Here is a 25341-nt window from a genome sequence, read left to right as displayed (position 1 = left end):
CTGTCGACGCCGTCCCTTGGTTTCAAGGCGCGGTTGGCAAGAGCGGTGTGTTATCTATATATGCCACTTGAACGCGGGACGGGTTGCAGCCACCATGTCCCATCGAACGGAGATTACGCATGGCGACGACACCCGAGACGCTGAACGAAGAGCCGGGCCTGGTTTTGACGCCGCCCGATCCGGTGCCGACCGTGGCCGCCTCAAAGGCCGCCGGACTGGTGCCGGTCGATGCCGGCGTGAAGTCGCAGCTGGAGGAGCGCGTGTCGGGGTTCGTCACCGATCTCGTCGCGCAGGACGTCAACTCCCCAGAATTCGGCAAGCGGGTCGATGCGATCACGGCGATGGGCGCGAAGGAAATCCGCGAAGCCGCCGGCCAGTCGAACCGCTTCCTCGATCGCCCGGTCAAGGCGATGGATCAGGAGACCGGCGTCGGCAAGGACCTCGCCGAGCTGCGCCGCGTCGTCGAGGATCTCGATCCCGGCAAGAAGGGTAACCTCACCGCGCCGCAGAAGCTGTTCGGGATCATCCCGTTCGGGGGCAAGATGCGCAATTATTTCGACGGCTATAAGTCGTCGCAGACGCACATCGCGCAGATCCTAAAGAGCCTCGGCTCGGGCAAGGACGAGCTACTGATGGACAATGCCGCGATCGATACCGAGCGCGCGAATCTGTGGGCGGCAATGGGCCGGCTCGAGCAGATGATCCATCTGTCGAAGACGATGGACGCCAAGCTGGAGGACGTCGCGAACGAGCTCGATCACACCGATCCGGCCAAGGCGAAGGCGATCCGCGAGACGGCGTTGTTTTACACGCGCCAGCGGACGCAGGACCTGCTGACGCAGATGGCGGTGACCGTGCAGGGCTATCTCGCGCTCGATCTGGTAAAGAAGAACAATGTCGAGCTGGTGAAGGGCGTCGATCGCGCCTCGACCACGACCGTGTCCGCGCTGCGCACCGCGGTGACGGTGGCGCAGGCGCTGACCAACCAGAAGCTGGTGCTGGAGCAGATCACCGCGCTCAACACGACGACCGCGAACATCATCGATTCGACCGGCAAGCTGCTGAAATCGCAGACCGCGCAGATCCACGAACAGGCCGCATCGGCGACGATCCCGCTGGAAACGCTGCAACGCGCATTCCAGAACATCTACGACACGATGGACGCGATCGACGTGTTCAAGCTGAAGGCGCTCGATTCGATGAAGGTCACGGTCGGCGCGCTGTCGAACGAGGTCGACAAGTCCCGCGGCTATATCGCGCGGGCTGAAGGCGCGACGCAGGGCCAACTCGGCGGACCTTCCGCTAGCCCGTTCAAGCTGGAGGCGATGTAACCGCCGTGAGCGAAGTCGACGACGCCATCGCCAGCGCCCGCGCCTCCTGGTCGCGCATTTCGGACGACCGGACGGGCACGGTGATCGGGCGCGTGCCGACGCGGGGACGGGCACGGCAGACGCAGGCGATCGGCAAGCGCCTGACCCGGATCGCAGTCGCCGACGTGTCGATCTTGATCGCGGCGATGGTGATCGGCTGGATCGTGCCGCTCGGGATCGGCGGCGCGATGCTGGTGATGGCGCTGCTGGTCGCCGCGACGGTGTTGTTCGCGGTATGGCCGGCGGAACGCGCGCCGACGCCGGAGCGGCTCGCCGCGGTGGATATCCGCGCCCTCCCCGCGCAGACCGAACGCTGGCTGGAGGCGCAGCGCCCTGCCCTCCCCGCGCCGGCGATGACTTTGGTCGACCGCATCGGCCTGCGTCTAGAAACGCTGACCCCACAGTTGGCAACGCTCGACGCCAATACGCAGGAAGCTGTCGACGTGCGGAAGTTGATCGGCGAGCAATTGCCCGCCTTCGTCAAGGATTACGAGAAGGTCCCGCCGTCGCTCCGCAACACGCCGCGCAACGGTCGCACGCCCGATGCGGAACTGGTCGACGGGCTTAAGCTGATCGAACAGGAAATCGGCGAAATGACCGCGCGCCTCGCGCAAAGCGATCTGGACAATCTGTCGACGCGGGGGCGGTTCCTGGAGATGAAGTACAAGGAGTGAAGCGCACCCGACTCAGCGTATGCCGTCGCAAGGCGCGCTTCGTATCCGAAGCCGACGCGCTCGTGGTGGCGCAAACCGGACGCGTACCGCTCCGACCGTATCGCTGCGACCGGTGTCTTCACTTCCACCTGACGAGCCGGACGAAGGGCAAACGCCGCCCCAGCCCGGACTGCTGAAAGCTCTCGACAGAGCTGTTTACCCGCCGCCCCGTGAAGGGCGGGCGAGTCGACTGATGCAGAGGTGTCTAGTCGTCCGCCTTGCTGGGAAAGGCGAACCCGAGAGGTTGGATGGCGGTCGCGTCCTGCTTCAGGCGCGCGGCCATTTGTTCGTATTCGCGTTCTGTTTCCGGGGTCACGCTGGCGCGCGACTCTTTCAGCGCGCCTTCGAAATCGGCCATCGTCACGTCGGTCGAGTCGATCGAACGACGGAGTGCGACGAGGCCTGCGCGGCGAACGACGTCCTCCAGGTCCGCGCCGGAAAAGCGATCGGTACGGTCGGCGAGGCGATCGAGATCGACGTCGGACGCGAGCGGCATCTTCTGGGTCTGGATGCCGAGGATACGGCGGCGACCGGCCTTGTCGGGGACGCCGACATAGACGAGTTCGTCGAACCGGCCCGGCCGGAGCAACGCAGGGTCGATCAGGTTCGGGCGGTTGGTCGCGCCGATCACGACGACCGATTGCAGTTCCTCCAGCCCGTCCATCTCGGCGAGGATCGTGTTGACGACACGCTCCGTCACCTGCGGTTCGCCCGCACCTGAGCCGCGCGCAGGCACCAGCGAGTCGAGTTCGTCGATGAAGATCACGCACGGTGCGACCTGGCGTGCGCGCTGGAACAGACGGGCGATCTGCTGCTCGCTTTCGCCGTACCATTTGCTCAGCAGGTCGGACGATTTGGTGGCGATGAAGTTCGCCTCCGCCTCGCGTGCGACCGCCTTCGCGAGCAACGTCTTGCCGGTGCCGGGCGGGCCGTAGAGCAGGAAGCCCTTGGCCGGGCGGATCCCGAGACGGCGGAACGCATCGGGGTTCTTGAGCGGGAGTTCGACGCCTTCCTTTAGCCGCATCTGTGCGTCGTCGAGACCGCCGACGTCCGCCCAGCGCACGGTCGGTGCCTGCACCATGACTTCGCGCATCGCCGATGGCTGGACGCGTTTCAGGGCACCGAGGAAATCCTCGCGGGTGACCGACAATTCGTCGAGCACTTCGGGCGGGATCGTCCGCTCTTCGAGGTTCAGCTTCGGCATGATCCGGCGGACCGCCTCGATCGCCGCCTCCCGTGTCAACGCGGCGAGATCTGCACCGACGAAGCCGTAGGTGGTGCGCGACAGTTCATCGAGATCAACGCGGTCGCCGAGCGGCATGCCGCGCGTGTGGATGCCTAGGATCTCGCGGCGGCCACGCTCGTCCGGCACGCCGACGACGATTTCGCGGTCGAACCGGCCGGGGCGGCGGAGTGCTTCGTCGATCGCCTCGGGACGGTTGGTAGCCGCGATCACGACGAGGTTCGCGCGTGATTCGAGGCCGTCCATCAGCGTCAGCAACTGTGCGACGAGACGCTTTTCCGCTTCGCCCGACACCTGGCCCCGCTTGGGTGCGATCGAATCGATCTCGTCGATGAACACGATCGAGGGTGCTGACTTCGCCGCTTCCTCGAACACTTCGCGGAGACGCGATTCGGACTCACCATAGGCCGAGCCCATGATCTCGGGGCCGTTGATCAGGAAGAACTGGGCGTCGGATTCGTTGGCGACGGCGCGCGCGAGGCGCGTCTTGCCGGTGCCGGGAGGACCATGCAGCAACACACCCTTGGGTGGATCGACGCCGAGCCGCTGGAACAGTTCGGGGTAACGGAGCGGCAGTTCGACCATCTCGCGCAACTGGTCGATCGTCTGCGCCATGCCGCCGATATCGTCATAGGTGACGTCGGCACGGCGTGCGGCCTGCGGCTCCTCATATTCGGAGCGCAGTTCGATCTCGGTATTCTCGTCGATATGCACGACGCCCTTGGGACTGGCCGCGATCACCGCGAGGCGGATCTCCTGAAGCGCGTAGGCCGGTGCGTTCATGAACTGCTGGACGCCCGGCGGCATGTTGCCGACGCGCTGATGCCCAGCGGTCGCAACGATGTCGCCCTGGCAGATCGGTCGGCCTAGGAACGTGCGCTTGAGCGCATTGGTCGAGCCCTGGAGGCGGAGGTTCTGCTGCGCCGGCGCGAAGACGACGCGCGTGGCCGGCTTCGACTCGGCTTTGCGCACCTCGACGAAGTCGCCCGAGCCTACGCCGGCGTTCGCGCGCTGGAGGCCGTCGAGGCGGAGGATGTCGAGGCCTTCGTCCTCCGGATACGGACCGACGGCGCGCGCCGGCGTGTTCTGCTTGCCGAGAATCTCGATCACGTCGCCCTCGCCGATGCCGAGAGTCGCCATCAGCGCGCGCGGCAAATGCGCCAAGCCGCGGCCGCTATCCTCGGGACGCGCGTTGGCGACCTGGATTTTCCGCGTGGGGATTTCGCTATCGGGCATCTCGACTCCTTCGAACTCGAAGCGTGTCAGATGGGGGCGAGGTTCCGGGCTTGCGAGGCATTGCCTCACCCGCGTGCTGTAAAACGCACAAAAAAAGGGCCGGCCAATGAAGGCCAGCCCATGAAAGTTTTTAGGAGAGGATGCCTGAAAGGCGAGGTCTTTTTGCGTCGAGACGGTTCGTGTTGCAAGTGCGAAGGGATCAGCTACGATTGCGCTAACTGCAATCGCGTGCATGAATGCGTCCAGCGGTCATTGTCACACTCGTCGAGTCGAAAGAGGAATCATGCGCAGGCTGCCGCCACTGGGGGCTATCGAGGCGTTCGTACAGGTCGCGCGGCTGGGGTCGATCAAGGCCGCGGCCGAAGATCTGGCATTGTCCGCACCTGCGCTCAGCCGACGCGTGCAGAGCCTCGAGCGCTTCATCGCCAAGCCGCTGTTCGCACGCCGGCATCAGGCGATGGTGCTGAATGCGGATGGCGAACGGCTGCTCGCGCAGATCGCGCCGGTGCTGGACTCGCTGTCGGACGCGGTCGAATCGCTGACCAGCACGACCGAGGTGCTGCGGCTGCGTCTCGGCATCCTGCCGCTCTATGCGTCGCAGAAACTGTTCCCGCGGCTGGGCGAGTTGCGGACGACGCACCCCGAGCTGCATCTCGACATCGATACCGCCGCGCATCTGGTGTCGCGACTCGGCGACGGGCTCGACGCGGTGATCGCCCTGTCGCGCGAGATCGACCCGGCGTTCTACGCGCGGCGGCTGGATCGCAATTCGGTGTATGTGATCGGTGCTCGGAGCCTGCTGGAGCGGGCGGATCCGGTTACGCGACCCGAACAGCTCTCGACGCTGACCGCATTGGTCCACCGCGACATGACGGACACGTTCACGGCGTGGCGGACGGCGGCGGGGCTCGACGATATCGAGCCGCTGGCGATCGATCATTTCGATTCGGGCGCACTGATGCTGGAGGCAGCCGCGCAGGGACTCGGCGTCGCGTTCATGCATGCGAGCCATTTCGACGATGCGAACGATCCGCGACTGGTCCGGTTGTTCGATATCGAGGTGGAGAGTCCGTACAGCTACTGGTTCGTGTGCCGCCCACGGGCGTTGCAGACCAAGCCGGTGAAGCTGTTCCACGATTGGCTGATACGGACGGTGGCGGAAGTCTGACGCTGCTGCGGTGAACTTACTCCAAACCGGATGTTGTCGACAACATCGCGGCTGACCACCCCGTTATACTTGGCTCCCATAACATTTTCGGGAGCGATCGTGATGGTGATGGATCCAAGCAAAGTCGACGGCCAACTGTTTCTCGGTGACAACCTGCCACCCGACAGTACGACCCGTCACCAGCGCGCTAGCGCAGAAGATTTCGCCTGGGGTACTCAGGCCGCCTACGAACTCGTCGAGCCTGATAGCGGCATCATCTACGAACGCGTTCTGCTCGTCACGAAGGACCCGACAACGCTACCGCATAGCCGCGCAAAATGCGCCAAATGGGTGCGGATCGGACCGATCAAGACTTGCATCGGCTGGACGGTCAACTTGCAATGGTATTACGTCCGCGCAGTGCTGCGGGTTTCGACTGCCAAGCCGATAGACATCAAGGACATCGTCGAAGATTGTTTGCGCGAAGGGGCAATCGCCGCTGCAATCGCTGCAATCATCACCGGAGGAAGCGCCGCCGCCGCCGCCGCGGCGGGCGCGGTCGAAGTTTGTCTTGCGCGAAAACTGGGCGATCAGTTGCTGACCGTGTCCGTCAGTCTCGAACATTACTGGGGCGAGTGGCAATAGGGTCCGCCCGGAATAACCGATACCGGGGCGGCGCGACGCCACCCCGGTACCCCTTATCAGGCAGCGCGTGCCTTGACGATCTTGCCCGGCGTACGCGGTGGCTCGCCCTTGGGAAGCGCGTCGACCAGGTCCATGCCGTCGGTGACTTCGCCCCAGACGGTGTACTGCTTGTCGAGGAAGCGTGCGTCGTCGAACACGATGAAGAACTGCGAGTTCGCGGTGTCGGGCTGGTTCGTGCGCGCCATCGAGCACACGCCGCGGACGTGCGGCTCGGCCGAGAATTCCGCCTTGAGGTTGGGCTTGCTCGACCCGCCGGTGCCGTCGCCGCGACCACCGTCACCGCCCTGCGCCATGAAGCCCGGGATCACGCGGTGGAAGGGTACGCCGTCGTAAAAGCCTTCGTTCGCGAGCTCGACGATCCGCTCGACGTGCTTGGGCGCCAGATCGGGGCGCAGCTTGATCGTGACGTCGCCACCTTCGAGGGTCAGCGTCAGCGTTTCGGGGGTGTCAGCCATTCATGTTCTCCTGAATTGATGCGCGGCAGATAGGGAGCCGCACTCCGACTGGCAAATGCACGCGCGTCGCGTTAGGGCCCAAACATACGCTTTTTAAGGGAGGCAGCCATGAGCGAACTCGAGCTTCCCGAGGTCGAAACCGAGACCCAACCCGAAAATCAACTCGATCGCGACGACCATTTGCGTCCCGAATTCGTCCGTGCCGTCCTGGATGCGGTCGAGAATGGCGACGACGAGGGCGCGCGTGCGCTGGTCGAGCCGCTGCATCCCGCCGACATCGCCGATCTGTTCGAGCTGACCCCGCAGGAGGATCGTGCGGCACTCGCGCGGGCGGTGACCGACCTGCTCGGTGGCGACGTGTTCGCCGAGATGAACGATTACGTCCGCGAGGATCTGATCGATGCGCTCGAGCCGCACCAGGTCGCCGATCTCGCGTCCGAACTCGATACCGACGATGCCGTCGCGATCATCGAGGACATGGACGAGGACGAGCAGCGCGCGGTGCTGCGCGCGCTTGATCCCGACGATCGCGCCGCGATCGAGGAGGCGCTGAGCTACGCCGAGGAGTCGGCAGGTCGCCTGATGCAGCGCGAGCTGATCGCTGTCCCTGAACATTGGACCGTCGGCGACGCGATCGATTACCTGCGCGGCCACGAGGAACTGACGACCGATTTCTGGGAAATCTTCGTCGTCGATCCTGCGCACAAGCCGATCGGTACCTGCCAGCTGTCGTGGATGCTGCGCACGCCGCGCGGGATCGCGATCGCCGACGTGATGAAGCGCGAGCAGACGCTGATCCCGGTCGACATGGACCAGGAGGAAGTCGCACTGCGCTTCCAGAAATACGCGCTGATCTCGGCCGCGGTGGTCGACCATGGCGGCCGGCTGGTCGGGATGATCACGGTCGACGACATCGTGCACATCATTTCCGAAGAGGCGGGCGAAGATACGTTGCGTCTCGCGGGTGCAGGCGATGGCGACATCAACGAGCCGATCCGGCTGACGGTGCGGACGCGGTTCATTTGGCTGGTCGTCAATCTGGGCACGGCGATGGTCGCGTCGTCGGTCGTGGGCTTGTTTCAGGGGACGATCGCGAGCTTCGCGTTGCTCGCCGTGCTGATGCCGATCGTATCGGGGATGGGCGGCAATGCGGGGACGCAGACGCTGGCGGTGGTGGTGCGCGCGCTGGCGACCAACCAGCTGACGAGTTCCAACACCACGCGGATGATCGGGCGCGAGTTCCGCATCGCCGCCGCCAATGGCGTGATGCTGGGGACGCTGATCGGCCTTGGGACATACGTTATCTTCCGCAACACCGACCTGTCGCTGGTAATCGCCGCGGCGATGCTGGTGAACAACCTCACCGCCGGGCTGAGCGGCGTGCTGGTGCCGGTAACGCTCGACAAGTTCCGGATCGATCCCGCGGTGTCGTCCGCGGTGTTCGTGACGACGATGACCGATACGATGGGATTCTTCTCGTTCCTCGGGCTGGCGAGTCTTTGGGGCCTTCACGGTTGATCGTCCGGCTTTAGCGCCCATTTCCAGCAACATGCCGCTCCACCTCACCAAAGTCGCGTTCGGCGCGGAAAGCGTCGATCATCTCGCCGAGCGGTTGCGCCTGCGCGGCGAGGAGGGGCCGGTGTTCCTCACGACGCGCTATTTGCCCAAGCGTCATGAGGAGGTAACCGGTCAGGGCTCGATGTTCTGGATCCTCAAGCACCAGCTGATCGCCCGCTCGCCTATCCTCGGGTTCGACGAGGCGGAGGAGGGTCGCGTGGCGATTCACATCGATCCGAAACTCGTGCTGGTACAGGCGCGGCCCAAGCGCGCGCATCAGGGCTGGCGGTATCTGGAGGGGGCGGATGCACCGCTCGATCTGGGCGGCGACGCGACCGGTCTGGACGTGATGCCGCCGGCGTTGATGACGAAGCTGGCGGAACTGGCGCTGATCTAGGCGCGCGCTCTGTGAGCGCGGCTACGGCGCTCCACGCGTAGCCGCCGTCCCGCATGTCACTGGCCCGCCGGCTGCCGCATTCACTCGACATTTCGCGTTGCCGGTGACCGTCACCATGCCCAGCCCGGTGTTCGTCACTTGCGCGGTATAGCGCGCCGCCGCCCTGGTCTCGCCGACGCCGTCGAGATGGACGGTCAGGTCGTTCACCGCCAACGCCGACGCATCGATCGCCCCCGGTCCGCTGGTAACCAGCCGCGCTCGCGCCGCTCGGCCCGCGAGGCTCATCTGACCGGAGCCGATCAACGTCGCGTTCAGCTGATCGGTGTCCGCCGCCGCCAGCGCGAGGCTGCCATCGCCGCTGACCGTCACATCCACGCGCATCCCGCGCATCTTCGCGATCGTCAGTCGCCCACCTGCGGCAACGCTCGCCGAGGTCAGCCCAGGCGTGGTGAGCATCACGACGATCGGTCCTGCGCTTGCATTGCGGGGCTGTTCTCCAGCCGCCTATATCCCTGCGGACCGACAGCGCCGTCCCATCGACGGGCACCACGACGGCATTGTCGGAACGCGACCCGACTATCGTGGCGCGCGGCGAGCCGATCGTGACGCGAACCTCGAACGGCCCCTCGACATGAACGCGATCGAAGCTGCCTACCGATACCGTACGAGTCGCCGCAGACGATTGGGCGAATGCCGGCGAGGATAGCAGCAGCGACGCGGCGAGCAGGTATTTCATACCCGCGAAACTGGACGCGATACGGGTCACGTCACGAGGCCCGGTCGGGAAGCTCGGGGACGCGTAGCATCGCCAGTGCGGCAAGCGCCATGACGAAAGCGGCGAACGCCATCGTCCAGATCGGCTCGGTCGGGAAGAGCGCCTTCAGCACCGACCCCATCAGCGTCGCGACCAGCAGCTGTGGAAGCACGATGAAGATGTTGAACAGGCCCATGTAGATGCCGAGCTTGGCCTGCGGCAGGCTGGAGGCCAGGATCGCGTAGGGCATGGCGAGGATCGACGCCCAGGCGATGCCGACGCCCACCTCGCTGACGATCAGCAGGGTCGGGTCGCGCACCACGAGGAAGCTCGCAAACCCGGCGGCGCCGCAGAGCAAGCACACGATGTGGGTCTTCACGCGGCCGATCCGCTTCGCCAGCCGGGGCAGGATCAGCAGCGCGACCAGAGCGGCGACCGCGTTGTAGACCGCGAACAGGACGCCGACCCAGTCGCTGCCGGCGTTGTACGCAGCACTCGTCGCGTCGCTCGATCCGTACATATACTGCGCCACGACGGGTGTGCTGAAGATCCACATGATGAATAGCGCGGACCAGCTGAAGAACTGGACGAGCGCTAGACGTTTCATCACGTCGGGCATGTCGCCGAAATCGCCGACGATCTGGGCTAGAGCGTTGTCGGTGTTGCCGCTGCGCGCGAGGCTGATCGCTGCAAAGCTGGCTGCACCATATGCGACGAGCAGGCCCCCGAGGAGGTACACTTCCTTCTGGAGCGCCAGTTCGGGCACTGCGATGATGACCGCGATCCCGGCGACGATCCAGGCGATGCCGCTCGCGAAGCCGCGGCTGGCGAGCGCACGGACCGGTGTTGCGAGCGCTTCGTCGGGGTCGTGTTCGCCGAACGCCGCCATCTCCGCCGGGCTGTATTCGCGCGTGTTGCCGACCGTCCAGAGTACCGCCAGCAACAGGGCGGCCCCACCGAACCAGAAGCTGTACCGCACCGTATCGGGTACGCCCGCCAGCGCATTGCCCGACACGCCGAGATGCGCGAGCACGAATGGGAAGATCGAGCCGACCACCGCGCCGGCACCGATGAACGCGGTCTGCAGCGCATAGCCTGCGGTGTGCTGGTCTTTCCGCAGCATGTCGCCGACGAACGCGCGGAACGGCTCCATCGAGACGTTGACCGAGGCGTCGAGCACCCACAGCGTCAGCGCGGCGAGCCAGAGCATCTTCGCCTCGGGCATCACGAACAGCGCGAGCGCGGCGAGCACGGCACCGGCGAAGAAATACGGGCGACGACGGCCGAAGCGGGTCCAGGTCCGATCGCTGTAATGGCCGATGATCGGCTGAACGAGCAGCCCGGTCAGCGGCGCGGCGACCCATAGATAGGAAAGGTCGTCGAGCGATCCGCCAAGCGTCTGGAAAATTCGGCTCATATTGGCGTTCTGCAACGCGAAGCCGATCTGGATTCCGAAAAAGCCGAAGCTGATATTCCAGAGACCGCCAAAGCCCTGGACTGGTTTCTCGGTCAAATGCGGCTCTCCTGATCGGCCGTCGCTTGTTTACGCGGCGGTCCTGACGAGGCGGCTTGCCGTCAAGCGACCGGCAAAACAACCATGCATACGAATACCTTGCGCAGGGCCTTGCCGCCACGGCATGACCGGAAGCGATGATCGACACGACGAGAGCCATTCTTCACCACCAGGGCAGCGAGCGACGGCCGTTGATCGCGATCGACGATTTCTGGCCCGATCCGGATGCGCTGCGCGAGGATGCGGCGAGCCTGCGCATGACGGCGATCGGGCCACATTATCCAGGTGTCCGCGCCGAAGTACCGCCGCGCCTGGCCGAGACGATGCGCCGCCGGATCGCACCGTTGCTCGCGGAGCATTTCGGCCTCGATCCGGTGCCTGCGGTGTCGGAGGCCTATTACTCGCTCGTCACTACGGCGCCTGCCGATCTGGCACCGATCCAGCGGCTGCCACATTTCGACGGTGTGGAGTCGCGGCGGATCGCGGTGTTGCTGTTTCTGGGCCACGGGGAGCAAGGCGGCACCGCCTTCTACCGGCAGCGCGCGACCGGGTTCGAGAGTGTCGATGCGGGGCGGCTGGATCGGTTCAGGACGGAACTGGAGCATGATGTGCAAGCGCATGGCGTGCCGGACGCGGAGTATATCGCTGGGGATACGCCATTGTACGAGTGCATCGCGGTGCAGCCGGCGCGCTTCAACCGCGCGCTCATCTATGCGGGGAATACGCTGCACTGCGCCTATCTGCCGCCTGAAGTGGTCCTCAACGCTGATCCGCTAGCCGGGCGGCTGACGCTGAACCTGTTCCTGTTCGACGACTGATCCAGAGTCATGACGGACAGGGCCTTATGGCTCTGGATCCTGACTTTCGTCAGGATGACGGGATTGTGGACTCTCTTCTAACGCAAGAGGGGGAGATGAAGTCCTGGGTTACGCACCACTGCTCGCGCGCACCACCAGATGCGTCGGCAGCGGGGCGTCGTTGGACACTTCGCCGCGAAGTTTTGCTAGCAGGGTCCGTACCAATGCCTCCCCTGCCCGACGCGCGTCCTGTGCGACTGTCGTCAGCGGTGGGTTGGTCAGTTGCGCCGAGGCGATATCGTCGAAGCCCACGATCGCGACGTCGTCCGGGATCGATCGCCCCGCGGTCGCCAGCGCGCGCATCGCGCCGATCGCAATGCTGTCGCTTGCCGCGAAAATCGCGTCGTAGTCCGCACCGCGACGCGCGAGTTCGGCAATGGCATCCTGTCCGGCATCTTCGGTGGTGATCGCGTCGACCTGCAACGCCACGTCCGCTTCGATTCCGGCGGCGGCGAGCGCGTCCAGATACCCGCGATAGCGATCTTCGAGTTCGGGATACCGTCCATCCGCCGCGCCGAGGAACGCGATCCGCCGCCGGCCGCGGGCGATCAGGTGGGCGGTCGCCGCTTCACCACCGCCGCGATTGTCCGAGCCGACCGTGATCCCCGCCGGCCCCGTTCCGACCGCGCCCCAGCGGACGACCTTGGTCCCCTGTTCCGTCAGGTGATCGAGCCGGGCGCGGTAGGCTTCGTAATCCCCGTAGCCGAGCAGGATGATACCGTCGGCCTTGCGGCTGTCCTGGTAATCGACGTGCCAGTCGCCCGACAATTGCTGGAACGAGATCAGCAGATCGTAGCCGGCGCGGGCACAGGCGTGCGTGATCGACCCCAGCATCGAGAGGAAAAACGGGTTGATCGTCGACTCGTCTTCGGCTGGTTCCTCGAAGAACAGGAGCGCCAGCGTGTTCGCCGATTGGCTCCGCAACGACGACGCGTGCTTGTCGACGGCATAATGCAGGCTTTGCGCGATCGCCTCGATCCGCTGCCGGGTCTGGGCGTTGACCGACTTCGATCCGCGGAGCGCACGCGACACGGTCGGCTGCGACACACCCGCCAATTGCGCGATGTCGAACGAGGTCGGTCGGCGGCCCATTATCGGAGCCTTGTCGGGCGAAAGTGGTCCAAAAGAGACAGGGACTGCATGAACCAGTGAATACGTATGCCCGTCCCTTTTGCAACGCCCCGACCCGAAATATAGCCGTCTTGCGACAATCGACGCGAAAGCACGACGTCGAGGCTACCGACACAAGTCATTGAGGATGCGCGGGATCATTCCCGCCAAAGGGGTATTCATGAGCAATTTTGCACCGTGCCGCGCGCGCGCCACGACCCGCGTTTCCGCGCACAGCCGCCTCGCGCTCCGCGTCAGCGCGACCGCACTGGCCGCCGCGCTGATCCTGCCCGGACAGGCCGTGTTCGCGCAGGCGATCCCCGGCACGCCGAACGCAAATCCGACCGCGCCAGCGCAGATCGATGCGGTCCCGACCGTCGCGGCACCAACGCCACAGCCCGCCGATGCCGCGCCCACCGCATCGCAGGACGATGCCGCAGGCGGGAATGAGGCGGGCGGGAATGAGGCGGGCGGGGACGAGATCGTCGTCACCGGCATCCGCGCCGGCCTGGAATCTTCCGCCAAGATCAAGCGCCAGTCGGTCCTGATCGTCGACTCGGTCTCCGCCGAGGACATCGGCAAGCTGCCCGACGTATCGATCGCGGATTCGCTTGCCCGCCTCCCGGGCGTCACCGCACAGCGCCTCGAAGGCCGCGACCAGCGCCTGTCGATCCGCGGTCTCGGCCCCGATTTCTCGACCACGCTGCTCAACGGCCGCGAACAGGTGACGACCGGCGACAACCGCGGCGTCGAGTTCGACCAATATCCGTCGGAATTTTTCAAGACCGTCAACGTCTACAAGTCGGCCGACGCATCGCTGATCGCCGCCGGTATCGCCGGCACGGTCGATTTGCGGATGCTGCGTCCGCTCGACCAGCCCAACCGGATCGTCGCGATCAGCGCGCGCGGCCAGATGAACGGCATCGACAAGCTCAACCCCGACGGCACGCGCTACGGCTATCGTGCGTCGGCGACCTATGTCGACAAGTTCGCCAACGACACGCTCGGCATCGCGATCGGCGTGTCCGCGACGCAGACGCCGTCGCAGAACGAGCGCTACAACGCCTGGGGCTATAGCGGCACCGGCACCGCGGCCGACCCGTTCCTGGTCAACGGCGCCAAGCCCTATGTCCAGTCGAACGAACTGAAGCGCTACGGCGGCGTCGCGACGATCGAGTGGCAGCCGTCCGACAGCTTTCATTCGACGTTCGACGCGCTGTATTCGCACTTCGAGGAAACGCAGATCCTGCGCGGCATCGAATTTCCGCTGGCTGGTCAGTTGACGACCCCGACCGCGCCCGGCGGCACGACCGTTTCCGGCGTGACCGTCGCCAACGGCTTCGCGACCGGCGCGACGTTCAGCAACGTCTTCGCGGTACAGCGCAACGACTACAATCAGCGCAAGGCGGACAATTACTCGTTCGGCTGGAACAACGACCTGAAGCTGACCGACACGATCCACCTGAACGTCGACGCGAGCTGGAGCCGTGCGGATCGCACCGACTTCCTGCTCGAGACCAACACCGGCACCGGCTTCGCCAAGAGCGGCGCGGCGGATACCGTCACCGTGAAGCAGAACGGCAACGGCACCTACACCTTCTCGCCGACGCTCGATTACACGGACACCAACGTCTTCAAGCTGACCGACCCGCAGGGTTGGGGCAACAACGGCACGCAGCAGGTCGTCCAGTCGGGCTTCCTCAACCGGCCGAGCTTCAAGGACGATCTGAAGTCGCTCCGCGCCAGCCTCAACGGCGAGTTCTCGAACAGCGTGCTCAAGGGCTGGGAAGCGGGCGGCAATTACAGCCAGCGCGAGAAGACCAGCGCGTACACCTCCTATTTCCTCTGCCCGACCGGCGGCGGCACAAACTGCACCGAGGCAAGCGGTTCGCCGCTGAGCGGCAACGTGCCGAGCGAAGCGCTGCTCGGCTCGAACGTCGCACTCGGTTATCTTGGCATCCCGCAGATGCTGACGCTCGACCCGCTGTATCTCTACAATAATTCGCTGAATGCAGCGTTCGACGGCCGTCCGTCCTCCCTGGTCCGCGACAATGTCGTGCTCGAAAAGATCTGGACCGGCTATGCCAAGGTCACGATCGACGGACTGGTCGGCGACAAGCCGTTGAAGGGCTCGATCGGCGCACAGGTGGTGCATTCGGACCAGAGCTCGACCGGCCAGATCGCCAGCGTCGTCGGTGGCGCGGTGACGATCGCACCGGTGAAGGAGTCGGTGAAATACACCAACTTCCTGCCGTCCGCGACGATGTCGGTCGAGCTGATCCCGCTGGGCTTCGTCAAGGTCGGCGCATCGCAGACGATGGTGCGCCCGCGCCTCGACCAGGAACGCATCACGCAGGACGTCGCCATCAACCTAACCAACATCGGCCAGACGCCTGCCGGCCTGTTCCCGGTGTTCACGTCGACCGGCGGCAACGTCAATCTGAAGCCCTATCAGTCGACCAACATCGACCTGTCGTTCGAGAAGTATTTCAGCGGTGGCGGCTATGTCGCGCTGTCGGGGTATTTCAAGCACCTCACCGACTTCGTCGATCCGAACAACTCGCTGCCCTACGACTTCTCGGCACTGTTGCCGGCGCTGACTCCGGCGCAGCAGGCGCAGGTAATCGCGGCGGGCCAGACCATCGGCAACGTCTCGTTGCCCGACAATACCGGCCGCGGCGAAGTGCTGGGCGTCGAAGGCACGCTGTCGCTGCCGTTCAAGGCGATCACCTCCGCGCTCGACGGGTTCGGCATGTTCGCGAGCGGCAACTATACGCAGTCGACGATCAAGTACGGCAGCAATCCGACCGAGGCGATCACCCTGCCAGGCCTGTCCAAGTGGACCGGCAGCGGCACGATCTATTTCGAAAAATGGGGCTTCCAGGCGCGCGCGAATTATCGCTACCGCTCGAGCTTCCTTGCCGAAGTCGCCGGTCTGTCGGCTACCCCGACGTATCGCACCGCGCGGTCGGAAGGGATCCTGGATGCGCAGATCGGGTATGAGTTCCAGAGCGGCCCGCTCGCGAACTTCGCGATCCTGGCGCAGGCGAAGAACCTGACCGACCGGCCGTTTGTGACCTACCAGAACGGCGACCAGCGCCAGGTGATCGACTACCAGCGCTATGGTCGCGACTACTATGTCGGCATCACGTACAAGTTCTAACGGGCAAGTTCTGATGTCGATGGCGGGGCGGTTCACGCCGCCCCGTATTTGCTCCGCAGTGGCGGCACCTGACGGTTTCGAAGCGGGGACGTAAACCATGGCCAATCACCCTTTGCGTATCGTGATCGCCGGTGGCGGTACCGCCGGCTGGATGGCGGCGGCAACCTTCGCGCGGTTCCTGGAGACGGGGTACGAGATCGACCTGATCGAGTCCGACGACATCGGTACCGTCGGCGTCGGCGAGGCGACGATTCCGCAGATCCATCTGTTCAACGATGCGCTCGGTCTCGACGAGGACGCGTTCCTCCGCGCGACCGGGGGCACGTTCAAGCTCGGGATCGAGTTCGTCGACTGGTTCAAGCCGGGCCATCGCTACATGCACGCGTTCGGCGATGTCGGGCGTGACGTCGGCCTGTTGCCGTTCCACCAATATTGGCTGCGCGCGCGGTCGCTCGGGCTCGCCGGCGATCTGGGCGCCTATTCGTTGAATACGCACGCGGCGCTCGCCGAGCGGATGCAGCGGGGGCCAGCTCGTACCGCGCGGACGCTGCCGTCGATGCCGTACGCCTATCATTTCGATGCGGGACTCTATGCGCGCTACCTGCGGCGCTATTCCGAGACCCGCGGCGTCAATCGGATCGAGGGCAAGATCGTCCGCGTCACCCGCGATGGCGAGAGCGGCGATGTCTCCGGACTCGTGCTGGATAACGGTACGACCGTCGCCGCCGACTTGTATATCGACTGCACCGGCTTTCGCGGGCTGCTGATCGAGGAGGCGCTGGGCACCGGCTACGAGGACTGGACGCACTGGCTGCCGTGCGACCGTGCCATTGCGGTGCCATCGGCGCGGAGCGAAAAGTTCACGCCGTACACGCGCTCGACCGCACACGCCGCCGGCTGGCAGTGGCGGATCCCGTTGCAGCACCGGACCGGCAACGGCGTCGTCTTCTCCAGCGCGCACATCAGCGAGGACGAGGCGACCGCGACGTTGCTCAGCGGACTCGACACCTCGGCGATGGCGGACCCGCGGACGATCGCGTTCCGCACCGGCCGCCGCAAGCGGATGTGGAACCGCAACGTCGTCGCGATCGGGCTCGCTGCCGGGTTCATGGAACCGCTCGAATCCACCAGCATCCACCTGATCCAGTCGGCGATCTCGCGCCTGCTCAAGCTCTTGCCTGGCCGCGTCATCGCCGACGCCGATCGTAGCGAGTTCAACCGCCAGAGCGACTTCGAATACGAGCGCATCCGCGACTTCATCATCCTCCACTACAAGGCGACAACGCGCGACGACACGCCGTTCTGGCGCCAGTGCCGCGACATGGCCGTGCCCGACACGCTCGCCGCGAAGATCGAACTTTGGCGCGGCAACGGCCACATCGTCCGCGAGCATGAGGAGCTGTTCACCGAAGTCGGCTGGCTTCAGGTGCTGGCGGGACAAGGCATCATACCGGCGGGCCACCATCCATTGGCGGACGCGATATCGACGAGCGACCTGGGGGAATTCATGGACACGATCGACAAGCTCAACGCGCGCGAGGCGGGCCAGATGCAGGATCACGCGGCGTTCGTCGCACAGCATTGCGCGGCACCGGCAGGGCTCGGCGCATGAGCATCGCCGCCGCCATCCTACTCGCGCTGTCCGGCGCGGCCGCCGTGCCGCCCGCCGACTACCGCGCGCGTGCGCCGCAGGACGAGGTGATCTATTTCGTGCTGCCCGACCGGTTCGAGAATGCCGACCCGTCGAACGATCGCGGCGGGATCGCCGGCGATCGCCTCAAGACCGGTTATGACCCAACCGCCAAGGGCTTCTATCACGGCGGCGATCTGAAGGGCCTGACCAAGCGGCTCGACTATATCCAGCATCTCGGCGCGACCGCGATCTGGCTCGGGCCGATCTTCAAGAACAAAGCGGTGCAGGGTTCGCCGGGCCGCGAGTCCGCGGGCTATCACGGTTACTGGATCACCGACTTCACGCAGGTCGACCCGCATCTCGGCACCAATGCCGACATGACCGCCTTCGTCGATGCGGCGCACGCGCGCGGGATGAAGGTGTATATGGACATCATCATCAACCACACCGCGGACGTGATCCAGTACCGCGAATGCGCGGTCGGCATGCCCTGCCCGTACCGCGACCGCGCGACCTATCCGTACCAGCGCAAGGGCGGCGTCGGCGGGAAGGCGATCAATGGCGGGTTCGTCGGCGACGACGTGCGGACCACGGCGAACTTCGCCAAGCTGACCGACACGACCTATGCCTACACGCCGTACGTGCCCGCTGCCGAGCGGACCGTGAAGGTGCCAGCGTGGCTCAACGACCCGATCTATTACCATAATCGCGGCGACACCACGTTCATGAACGAGAGCTCGACGATGGGCGATTTCTCGGGGCTCGACGACGTGATGACGGAGAACCCGCGCGTCGTGAGCGGGATGATCGACATCTTCGGATCATGGATCGACCGGTTCAAGGTCGACGGCTTCCGCATCGACACCGCGCGTCACGTGAACCCCGAATTCTGGGCGCAGTTCGTGCCGGCGATGCTGACGCGCGCGCAGGCGAACGGCATCCCGAACTTCCACATCTTCGGCGAAGTCTCCGATCACGAGGTCCGTCCGGCGGTGCTCGCGCAGCACACGGTCGTCGACAAGCTGCCCGCAGTGCTCGACTTCGCGTTCCGCCAGGCGGTGGTCGAGACGGTCGCCGGCACGCGCGGTACCGATGCGTTCGAGGCTTTGTTCGACGGCGACGTGCTGTATGCGAAGGGCGTCGACACCGCGGCGATCCTGCCGACCTTCACCGGCAACCACGACGACGGCCGCTTCGCCACCTACGTGCGGAAAGCGTTCCCGCAGGCATCCGACGAGGAAGTGCTGAAGCGCGTCCTGCTGTCGAACGCGATGCTGCTGACGCTGCGCGGCGTGCCGACGATCTATTCGGGCGACGAACAGGGCTTTGTCGGCGACGGCAACGATCAGGACGCGCGCGAGGACATGTTCGCGTCGAAGGTCGCGATCTACAACGACAACCGCCTGCTCGGCACGACCAAGACGACCGCGACCGAGAGCTTTGGCGAGACCAATCCGCTGTTCCGCCAGATCGCCGAACTGTCGAAGATCCGCGTCGCGCATCCGGCGCTCACGCGTGGCCGGACGGTGATCCGTAGCCGTAGCGAGACACCGGGCCTGCTCGCGGTTTCGCGCTTCGATCCGTCGACCGGCGCGGAAATCCTGATGGCGTTCAACACCTCCGCCAAGCCGCTGACGCAGGCGGTGCAGGTCGAGATCGGCTCCACGCGCTTCGCTACGCTCGCCGAGAAATGTGCGTCCCGCGCTGCCGCCCCCGGCAGTGTAACCCTAACCCTGCCCGCGTTCGGCTATGCCGTCTGCGCCGCGGAGACTCGTTGATGCCTGCACGATTGCCTGAGTCCGCTGCCGACCACCCGTGGTGGAAGGGCGCGACGATCTATCAGATCTATCCCCGTAGTTTCGCGGACTCGAACGACGACGGGATCGGCGACCTGCCGGGTATCACCGCGCATCTCGATTATGTCGCCAGCCTCGGCGTCGACGCGGTGTGGCTGTCGCCGTTCTTCACCTCGCCGATGGCGGACTTCGGCTACGACGTGTCGGATTACCGCGACGTCGATCCGATCTTCGGCACGCTCGCCGATTTCGATGCGCTGATCGCGCGCGCGCATACGCTCGGGCTCAAGATCATCATCGATCAGGTCTATTCGCACACCTCGGAGGAGCATGACTGGTTCCGCCAGAGCCGTGCGTCGCGCAGCGGCGACAAGGCGGACTGGTACGTCTGGGCGGATGCCAAGCCCGACGGCACGCCGCCGTCGAACTGGCAGTCGGTGTTCGGCGGCCCAGCCTGGACCTGGGACGCGCGACGCGGCCAATATTACATGCACAATTTCCTGAAGGACCAGCCGCAACTCAACGGGCATAATCCCGCGGTGCAGGACGAGCTGATCGCGACGGCGCGGTTCTGGCTCGATCGCGGCGTCGACGGCTTCCGCCTCGATGCGATAAACTTCGCGATGCACGACCCGGCGCTGACCGACAATCCGCCCGCGCCAGCGACCAATCGCGCACGCACGCGGTCGTTCGATTTCCAGCTTAAGCTGCACAACCAGAGCCATCCGGACATCGTCGGGTTCATCGAGCGGATCCGCGCGTTGCTCGACGAATATGGCGCGGGGTTCACGGTCGCCGAAGTCGGCGGCGACGACAGCGACCGCGAGATGAAGCTGTTCACCGGCGGCAATGGCCGGCTCAACAGCGCGTACGGCTTCGACTTCCTGTACGCGGACCGGCTGACGCCCGACTTGATCGTCGATGCGGTCGGCAACTGGCCCGATACCCCGGGTCTCGGCTGGCCGAGCTGGGCGTTCGAGAACCACGACGCGCCACGCGCGATCTCGCGCTGGACGACGCCCGACCAGCGCGAGGCGTTCGCGCGGATGAAGATCCTGCTGCTCGTCGCACTGCGCGGCAACATCTTCCTGTATCAGGGCGAAGAGCTGGGGCTGACGCAAGTCGACATCGCCTTCGCCGACCTGCTCGATCCCGAGGCGATCGCGAACTGGCCGTTGACGCTGTCCCGAGACGGCGCCCGCACCCCAATGCCGTGGATCGGCACGGCGCCCGATCTCGGGTTCGGCAGCACCCAGCCGTGGCTGCCGTTCGGGGAGGACCACCGCGCGATCGCGGTCGACGCGCAGGAAGCGGATGCGACGTCGCTCCTGCACTGGACAAGGACGCTGATCGCCGCACGGAAGGCGCATCCGGCGTTGCGGCTGGGCAGCCTTCGGATCGTCCACAGCGACGATGCAGTGATCGCTTTCGAGCGCGAGGCTGACAACGAGACGCTGCTCTGCGCGTTCAACCTCGGCGACGAACCGCGCGGCTGGCCAACCGGCATTGCCACCGACGGCGACATGCTGTTTGCGACCGATGGCGCCGACACGACGACGCTGCCGCCGCTGTCCGGGCTGGTGCTGCGGCGGTGATCGACGGGCGCGGCCAGCACATCGTCATCCTCGGCGGCGGCACCGCCGGGTGGATGACCGCGTGCCTGGTCGCGCATCGCTGGCGCGCGCGCGGCGTTCGCGTCACGCTGGTCGAAAGCCCGGAGATCGGCATCGTCGGCGTCGGCGAAGGATCGACGCCGCAGTTAAAGCACTTCTTCGACACGCTCGGCATCGCCGAAGCCGACTGGATGCCCGCATGCGATGCGACCTACAAGCTCGGGATCGGCTTCGAGGGCTGGTCCGACCGTGCCGGGTACGAGCGTTATTTCCACCCCTTCCCCACCGCGCTCGACGGCCACACCGCGCCGCAATTCTTCTACAACACGCGGGCAAGACGAACAGGACGCGACGTCGAGGCGCACCCCGACCAGTTCCTGCTCCCCGCTCGCCTCGCCGCCGCGAACTGCGCGCCGCAACCTGCCGCCAACTTCCCGTTCGAGGTCAGCTACGGCTATCATTTCGATGCGTACAAAGTCGGGGCTTTCTTAGCCAAGCACGCGACCAAAGCGCTTGGCGTCGTCCACCTCCAACGGCGGATCGCCAGCGTCGAGCGCGCCCCGAACGGCGACATCGCCGCGCTGATCGATACCGATGGCGAGCGCATCGCAGGCGACATCTTCGTCGACGCCAGCGGGTTTCGCAGCACGATCTTCGGCGCGCTGGAAATGCCCTTCGTCAGCTACGCCGACGCGCTGTTCAACGACCGCGCGGTGGTGATGCCGACCGCGCACGCCCCCGGCGCGCCGATCCCCAGCCAGACCCGTGCGACCGCGCTGTCGGCGGGCTGGGCGTGGCACATCCCGCTGACCAGTCGAAACGGCAACGGCTACGTCTATTCCAGCCGCCACCTGACCGAAGCGCAGGCCGAAGCAGAACTCCGCGCACATATCGGCGTCGAGACCGGCGAAGCGCGCCATCTCAAGATGCGCGTCGGCCGCGTCCGCGACAGCTGGTCGCATAACGCGCTCGCGGTAGGGCTGGCCCAAGGCTTCATCGAACCGCTCGAAGCAACCGCGCTGCACCTCGTCATCGCCACCGTCGAGGCGTTCCTCGACATGGTCGATCAGGGCGGCGCGACCGACGCGGTCCGCACCGCGTTCAACACCCGGATCGCCGCGCGCTACGATGGCGTCCGCGATTACATCGTCGCGCACTACCGCCTGAACCAGCGCCACGACGATCCCACCGGCTATTGGGCGGAAGCGCGCGGCGTGGACGCCCTGTCCGACGACCTGAAGATGCTGATGTCCACCTGGTTCACCGGCGCCGACATGGTCGCGGCAATCGATCGCGCCGGGCTCGCGCGCTATTATTCCGCGATCAGCTGGCACTGCCTGTTCGCCGGTTACGGCACCTTTCCCGACACCGCGCGGCTCACCCCGCCCGGTCCCGATATCGATCCGGTCGATATGCCGCGGATCGACGATTTCCTGACCCGCTGCGCATTGAATTTCGGGTCGCACGCCTCTCGCCTCCGCCGCCTGGCGGACCACAAGGATCACGTATGAAACGCATCGCCCTCCTGCTCGCCGCCACCGCCGCCATCTGCAGCACGCCCGTCCAGGCCCAGACTAGCGTCGTCGCAGCGCCCAAGCTGATCCCGAGCCGCGACGGCGTCGAGGTCCAGGTCGGGACGACGGTTACGCGGATCACCGCGATGACCGACGGACTCGTGCGCGTCCGCGTCGCGAAGAACGGCGTGTTCCCGGAGGACGCCAGCTGGGCCGTCCCCGCCGCGATCCGCCACCAGAAGATCGCCGTGGCCGCCGCCCCCGACGGCTTCGCCACCGCCAGCGTCCGCGTACGCGTCGGTGCCGGCGGCGCGATCACGTTCGAGACGCTCGACGGCAAGATCATCTCCGCAGACGCCGCCCCAGTCGCGACCGACGGCAAGGCGTTCGCGATCTCGAAGACGCTGCCGATCTCGGAGCATTTCTACGGCCTGGGCGACAAGACGCAGGGCCTCGACCGGCGCGGCCACGGTTTCGTCGACTGGAACACCGACGCGTTCGGGTTCAGCAGCGCGGACGATCCGATCTACAAGTCGATACCCTTCTTCATCGGCACCGGCGGCGCGGGCGGCAGCTACGGCATCCTGCTCGACAACACCTACCGCACCTGGTTCGACTTCGGCCACCGCGATGCCGAGACGCTCTCGTTCGGCGGCCCCGACGGCCCGATCGACTATTACTTCATCGCCGGGCCATCGATGGCCGAGGTCACGCGGCGTTATGCCGACCTGACCGGCCACGCCCCGCTCGCACCGAAATGGGCGCTCGGCTATCAGCAGTCGCGCTACAGCTATGGCAGCGCCGACGAGGTTCGCCAGATCGCCGCGCGCCTGCGCAGCGACCGCGTACCGACCGACGTGATCTGGCTCGACATCGGCTATCAGGATCGCAACCGCCCGTTCACCACCGACGCCAAAACCTTCCCCGACCTCCCCAAGCTCGCCACCGAGATGAAGGCGGACGGGATCAAGCTGGTCGCGATCACCGACCTCCACATCGCCGCGGTCGAGCAGGGCTATGCGCCGTACCAGAGCGGGATGAAGGCCGACGCGTTCATCAAGAACGCCGATGGCAGCCCCTATGTCGCGCCGGTCTGGCCAGGCCGGTCGGTGTTCCCGGACTTCACCAAGACCGCCGCAAGGACGTGGTGGGGCGAGCAGTATAAGGGCTTCCTCGACGCCGGGATCGCAGGCTTCTGGAACGACATGAACGAGCCGGCGATCTTCGAGACGCCGACCAAGACGATGCCGCTCGACACCCGCCACCGTATCGACAGCGACGATTTCGCCGCGCGCATCACCGATCACCGCGAGGCGCACAACGTCTACGGCATGCTCAACACGCGCGCGACGTTCGACGGCCTGCTCAAACTGCGTCCCGACGAGCGTCCGTTCGTGATGACGCGTGCGAGCTATGCCGGCGGACAGCGTTATGCGGTCACCTGGACCGGCGACAACAGCGCGACCTGGGATCACCTAAAGCTGTCGGTGCAGCAGATCATCAACCTCGGCCTGTCGGGCTTCGGCTACAGCGCCGCCGATGTCAGCGGCTTCGCGGGCGGCCCGAGCCCCGATCTGCTCACGCGCTGGACCGAGATCGGCGCGTTCACGCCGGTGTTCCGCAACCACTCGGCGACCGGCACGCCCCGCGTCGAACCCTGGGTCGACGGCCCCGACCACCTCGCGATCCGCCGCCGCTTCATCGAGGAGCGCTATCGCCTGATGCCGTATTTCTACGCGCTGGCGGACCAGAATGCGCGGTTCGGCGATCCGATCATGCGCCCTGTGTTCTACGATTACCCGGCCGCCGCGACCGCATCGTGCGACCAGTCGATGGCGTTCACGCTCGGCAAGTCGCTGCTGATCGCGCCGCCGCCCAAGCCGGAGTCGCCGCAGGTCTACGACGTCTGCCTCCCCGCTGGTGGCTGGTATGATTACTGGACCGGGCAGCGCGTCGGCACGCCCGAGCCCGCCGCCGCCGGCCCGATCCAGTCAGCGACGCAAGCCGTGCCGACCGCGCGCACGCTCGGCGACCGCGTCACCGAGACGCCGCGGCTCGATCACCTGCCCGTGTTCGTCCGCGCCGGCACGATCCTGCCCCGCCAGCCGCTGGTCCAGAGCACGACCGAGACGCCGAACGGCCCGTTGCGGCTCGATGTCTATCCCGGCGCGAACTGCACGGGGACGCTTTACGAGGATGACGGCCGCACCTTGGCGTACACCCGCCGCGGCTATTTCCGCCAGACAGTGCGCTGCACGATCACGCCGACCGGCCTGTCGATCGACTTTGCCAAGCCCGAGGGTGGCTTCAAGCCGTGGTGGAAGTCGATCGCCGTCACCGTCCATGGCTGGAACGGCACCGGAGTCGCACGATCCAAGGGTAAGAGCGTCGCCGTCGTCCAGGACAAGGCAACCGCAACATCGACCTTCGTCGTTCCACCTGCACGCGTTGCCAGCACGCTTCTTTTGGAGGGGGCGGGGGCATAGTCGAACGGGTGCCGAGAGGGCAGCGTTGCCTTGCACCGCTGCCCTCTCGGCACCATCGACCGGCGCGGCAACGGCACGC

General features: G+C 65.7%; 18 protein-coding genes. 13 read left to right on the top strand and 5 right to left on the bottom strand.

Annotated features, from left to right (window positions below):
• Positions 1-119 precede the first annotated feature (119 nt).
• Entirely contained in the window at positions 120-1331 is a 1212-nt protein-coding gene (locus QFZ54_RS16155; protein ID WP_307088783.1) for a toxic anion resistance protein, read from the top strand.
• A gap of 5 nt (positions 1332-1336) precedes the next feature.
• Positions 1337-2044, top strand: a complete 708-nt coding sequence (locus tag QFZ54_RS16150) for a hypothetical protein (RefSeq protein ID WP_307088781.1) — start codon at positions 1337-1339, stop codon at positions 2042-2044.
• 244 nt (positions 2045-2288) lie between these two features.
• Here the strand turns inward: QFZ54_RS16150 and QFZ54_RS16145 are convergent, their stop codons facing one another.
• Positions 2289-4562 (bottom strand): CDC48 family AAA ATPase, encoded by a 2274-nt coding sequence (locus tag QFZ54_RS16145; protein ID WP_307088780.1) that lies wholly within the window; start codon positions 4560-4562, stop codon positions 2289-2291.
• A 283-nt stretch (positions 4563-4845) separates the two neighbouring features.
• Between QFZ54_RS16145 and QFZ54_RS16140 the strand changes: the two genes are divergently transcribed.
• Both QFZ54_RS16140 and QFZ54_RS16135 read left to right on the top strand, forming a co-directional pair.
• Entirely contained in the window at positions 4846-5730 is an 885-nt protein-coding gene (locus tag QFZ54_RS16140) for a LysR substrate-binding domain-containing protein (protein ID WP_307088778.1), read from the top strand.
• Between the two features lie 108 nt (positions 5731-5838).
• Positions 5839-6354, top strand: coding sequence for a hypothetical protein (locus QFZ54_RS16135; protein ID WP_307088777.1), 516 nt, complete (start codon positions 5839-5841; stop codon positions 6352-6354).
• 56 nt (positions 6355-6410) lie between these two features.
• Here QFZ54_RS16135 and QFZ54_RS16130 read toward each other — a convergent pair whose 3' ends face one another.
• The gene (locus tag QFZ54_RS16130; protein WP_307088776.1) at positions 6411-6869 is read right to left on the bottom strand and encodes a peptidylprolyl isomerase; all 459 of its coding nucleotides are present in this window, start codon (positions 6867-6869) and stop codon (positions 6411-6413) included.
• A 108-nt stretch (positions 6870-6977) separates the two neighbouring features.
• Between QFZ54_RS16130 and mgtE the strand changes: the two genes are divergently transcribed.
• Positions 6978-8387 carry a magnesium transporter gene (mgtE, locus tag QFZ54_RS16125; RefSeq protein WP_307088775.1) on the top strand — a complete coding sequence of 470 codons (1410 nt, stop codon included), beginning with the start codon at positions 6978-6980 and terminating at the stop codon, positions 8385-8387.
• Between the two features lie 31 nt (positions 8388-8418).
• A complete protein-coding gene (locus QFZ54_RS16120; protein ID WP_307088773.1) occupies positions 8419-8823 on the top strand; it encodes a DUF1489 family protein in 405 nt (134 codons plus the stop codon).
• Positions 8824-8844: 21 nt separating this feature from the next.
• On the opposite strand, the gene QFZ54_RS16115 is transcribed toward QFZ54_RS16120, so the two are convergent.
• Positions 8845-9279, bottom strand: a complete 435-nt coding sequence (locus QFZ54_RS16115) for a GIN domain-containing protein (RefSeq protein ID WP_307088771.1) — start codon at positions 9277-9279, stop codon at positions 8845-8847.
• Positions 9280-9590: 311 nt separating this feature from the next.
• A complete protein-coding gene (locus QFZ54_RS16110) occupies positions 9591-11090 on the bottom strand; it encodes an MFS transporter (protein WP_307088769.1) in 1500 nt (499 codons plus the stop codon).
• A gap of 137 nt (positions 11091-11227) precedes the next feature.
• Here QFZ54_RS16110 and QFZ54_RS16105 point away from each other — a divergent pair, with 137 nt between their 5' ends.
• Positions 11228-11908, top strand: a complete 681-nt coding sequence (locus QFZ54_RS16105) for a DUF6445 family protein (RefSeq protein ID WP_307088768.1) — start codon at positions 11228-11230, stop codon at positions 11906-11908.
• A 108-nt stretch (positions 11909-12016) separates the two neighbouring features.
• Here the strand turns inward: QFZ54_RS16105 and QFZ54_RS16100 are convergent, their stop codons facing one another.
• Positions 12017-13039 carry a LacI family DNA-binding transcriptional regulator gene (locus QFZ54_RS16100; RefSeq protein WP_307088767.1) on the bottom strand — a complete coding sequence of 341 codons (1023 nt, stop codon included), beginning with the start codon at positions 13037-13039 and terminating at the stop codon, positions 12017-12019.
• Positions 13040-13238: 199 nt separating this feature from the next.
• Between QFZ54_RS16100 and QFZ54_RS16095 the strand changes: the two genes are divergently transcribed.
• From QFZ54_RS16095 to QFZ54_RS16070, 6 genes are all read left to right on the top strand, one after another.
• Positions 13239-16220: a TonB-dependent receptor gene (locus QFZ54_RS16095; protein ID WP_307088765.1), complete on the top strand. Its 2982-nt coding sequence runs from the start codon at positions 13239-13241 to the stop codon at positions 16218-16220.
• 97 nt (positions 16221-16317) lie between these two features.
• Positions 16318-17832: a tryptophan halogenase family protein gene (locus tag QFZ54_RS16090; RefSeq protein ID WP_307088763.1), complete on the top strand. Its 1515-nt coding sequence runs from the start codon at positions 16318-16320 to the stop codon at positions 17830-17832.
• Positions 17829-19631: an alpha-amylase family glycosyl hydrolase gene (locus QFZ54_RS16085; protein WP_307088761.1), complete on the top strand. Its 1803-nt coding sequence runs from the start codon at positions 17829-17831 to the stop codon at positions 19629-19631. The genes QFZ54_RS16090 and QFZ54_RS16085 overlap by 4 nt, the downstream gene beginning before the upstream one ends.
• Entirely contained in the window at positions 19631-21244 is a 1614-nt protein-coding gene (locus QFZ54_RS16080; protein ID WP_307088759.1) for an alpha-amylase family glycosyl hydrolase, read from the top strand. The genes QFZ54_RS16085 and QFZ54_RS16080 overlap by 1 nt, the downstream gene beginning before the upstream one ends.
• On the top strand, positions 21241-22773 hold the full coding sequence (locus tag QFZ54_RS16075) for a tryptophan halogenase family protein (RefSeq protein WP_307088758.1): 1533 nt from the start codon (positions 21241-21243) through the stop codon (positions 22771-22773). Before QFZ54_RS16080 ends, QFZ54_RS16075 begins: the two co-directional genes overlap by 4 nt.
• Positions 22770-25262, top strand: a complete 2493-nt coding sequence (locus QFZ54_RS16070) for a glycoside hydrolase family 31 protein (protein ID WP_307088756.1) — start codon at positions 22770-22772, stop codon at positions 25260-25262. Before QFZ54_RS16075 ends, QFZ54_RS16070 begins: the two co-directional genes overlap by 4 nt.
• The last annotated feature ends 79 nt before the right edge of the window (positions 25263-25341 follow it).

Source organism: Sphingomonas faeni, assembly GCF_030817315.1.
GTDB lineage: Bacteria > Pseudomonadota > Alphaproteobacteria > Sphingomonadales > Sphingomonadaceae > Sphingomonas > Sphingomonas faeni_C.
The sequence above is the reverse complement of the archived record's forward strand: the minus strand, read 5'-3'. Positions and strand labels throughout refer to the sequence as shown.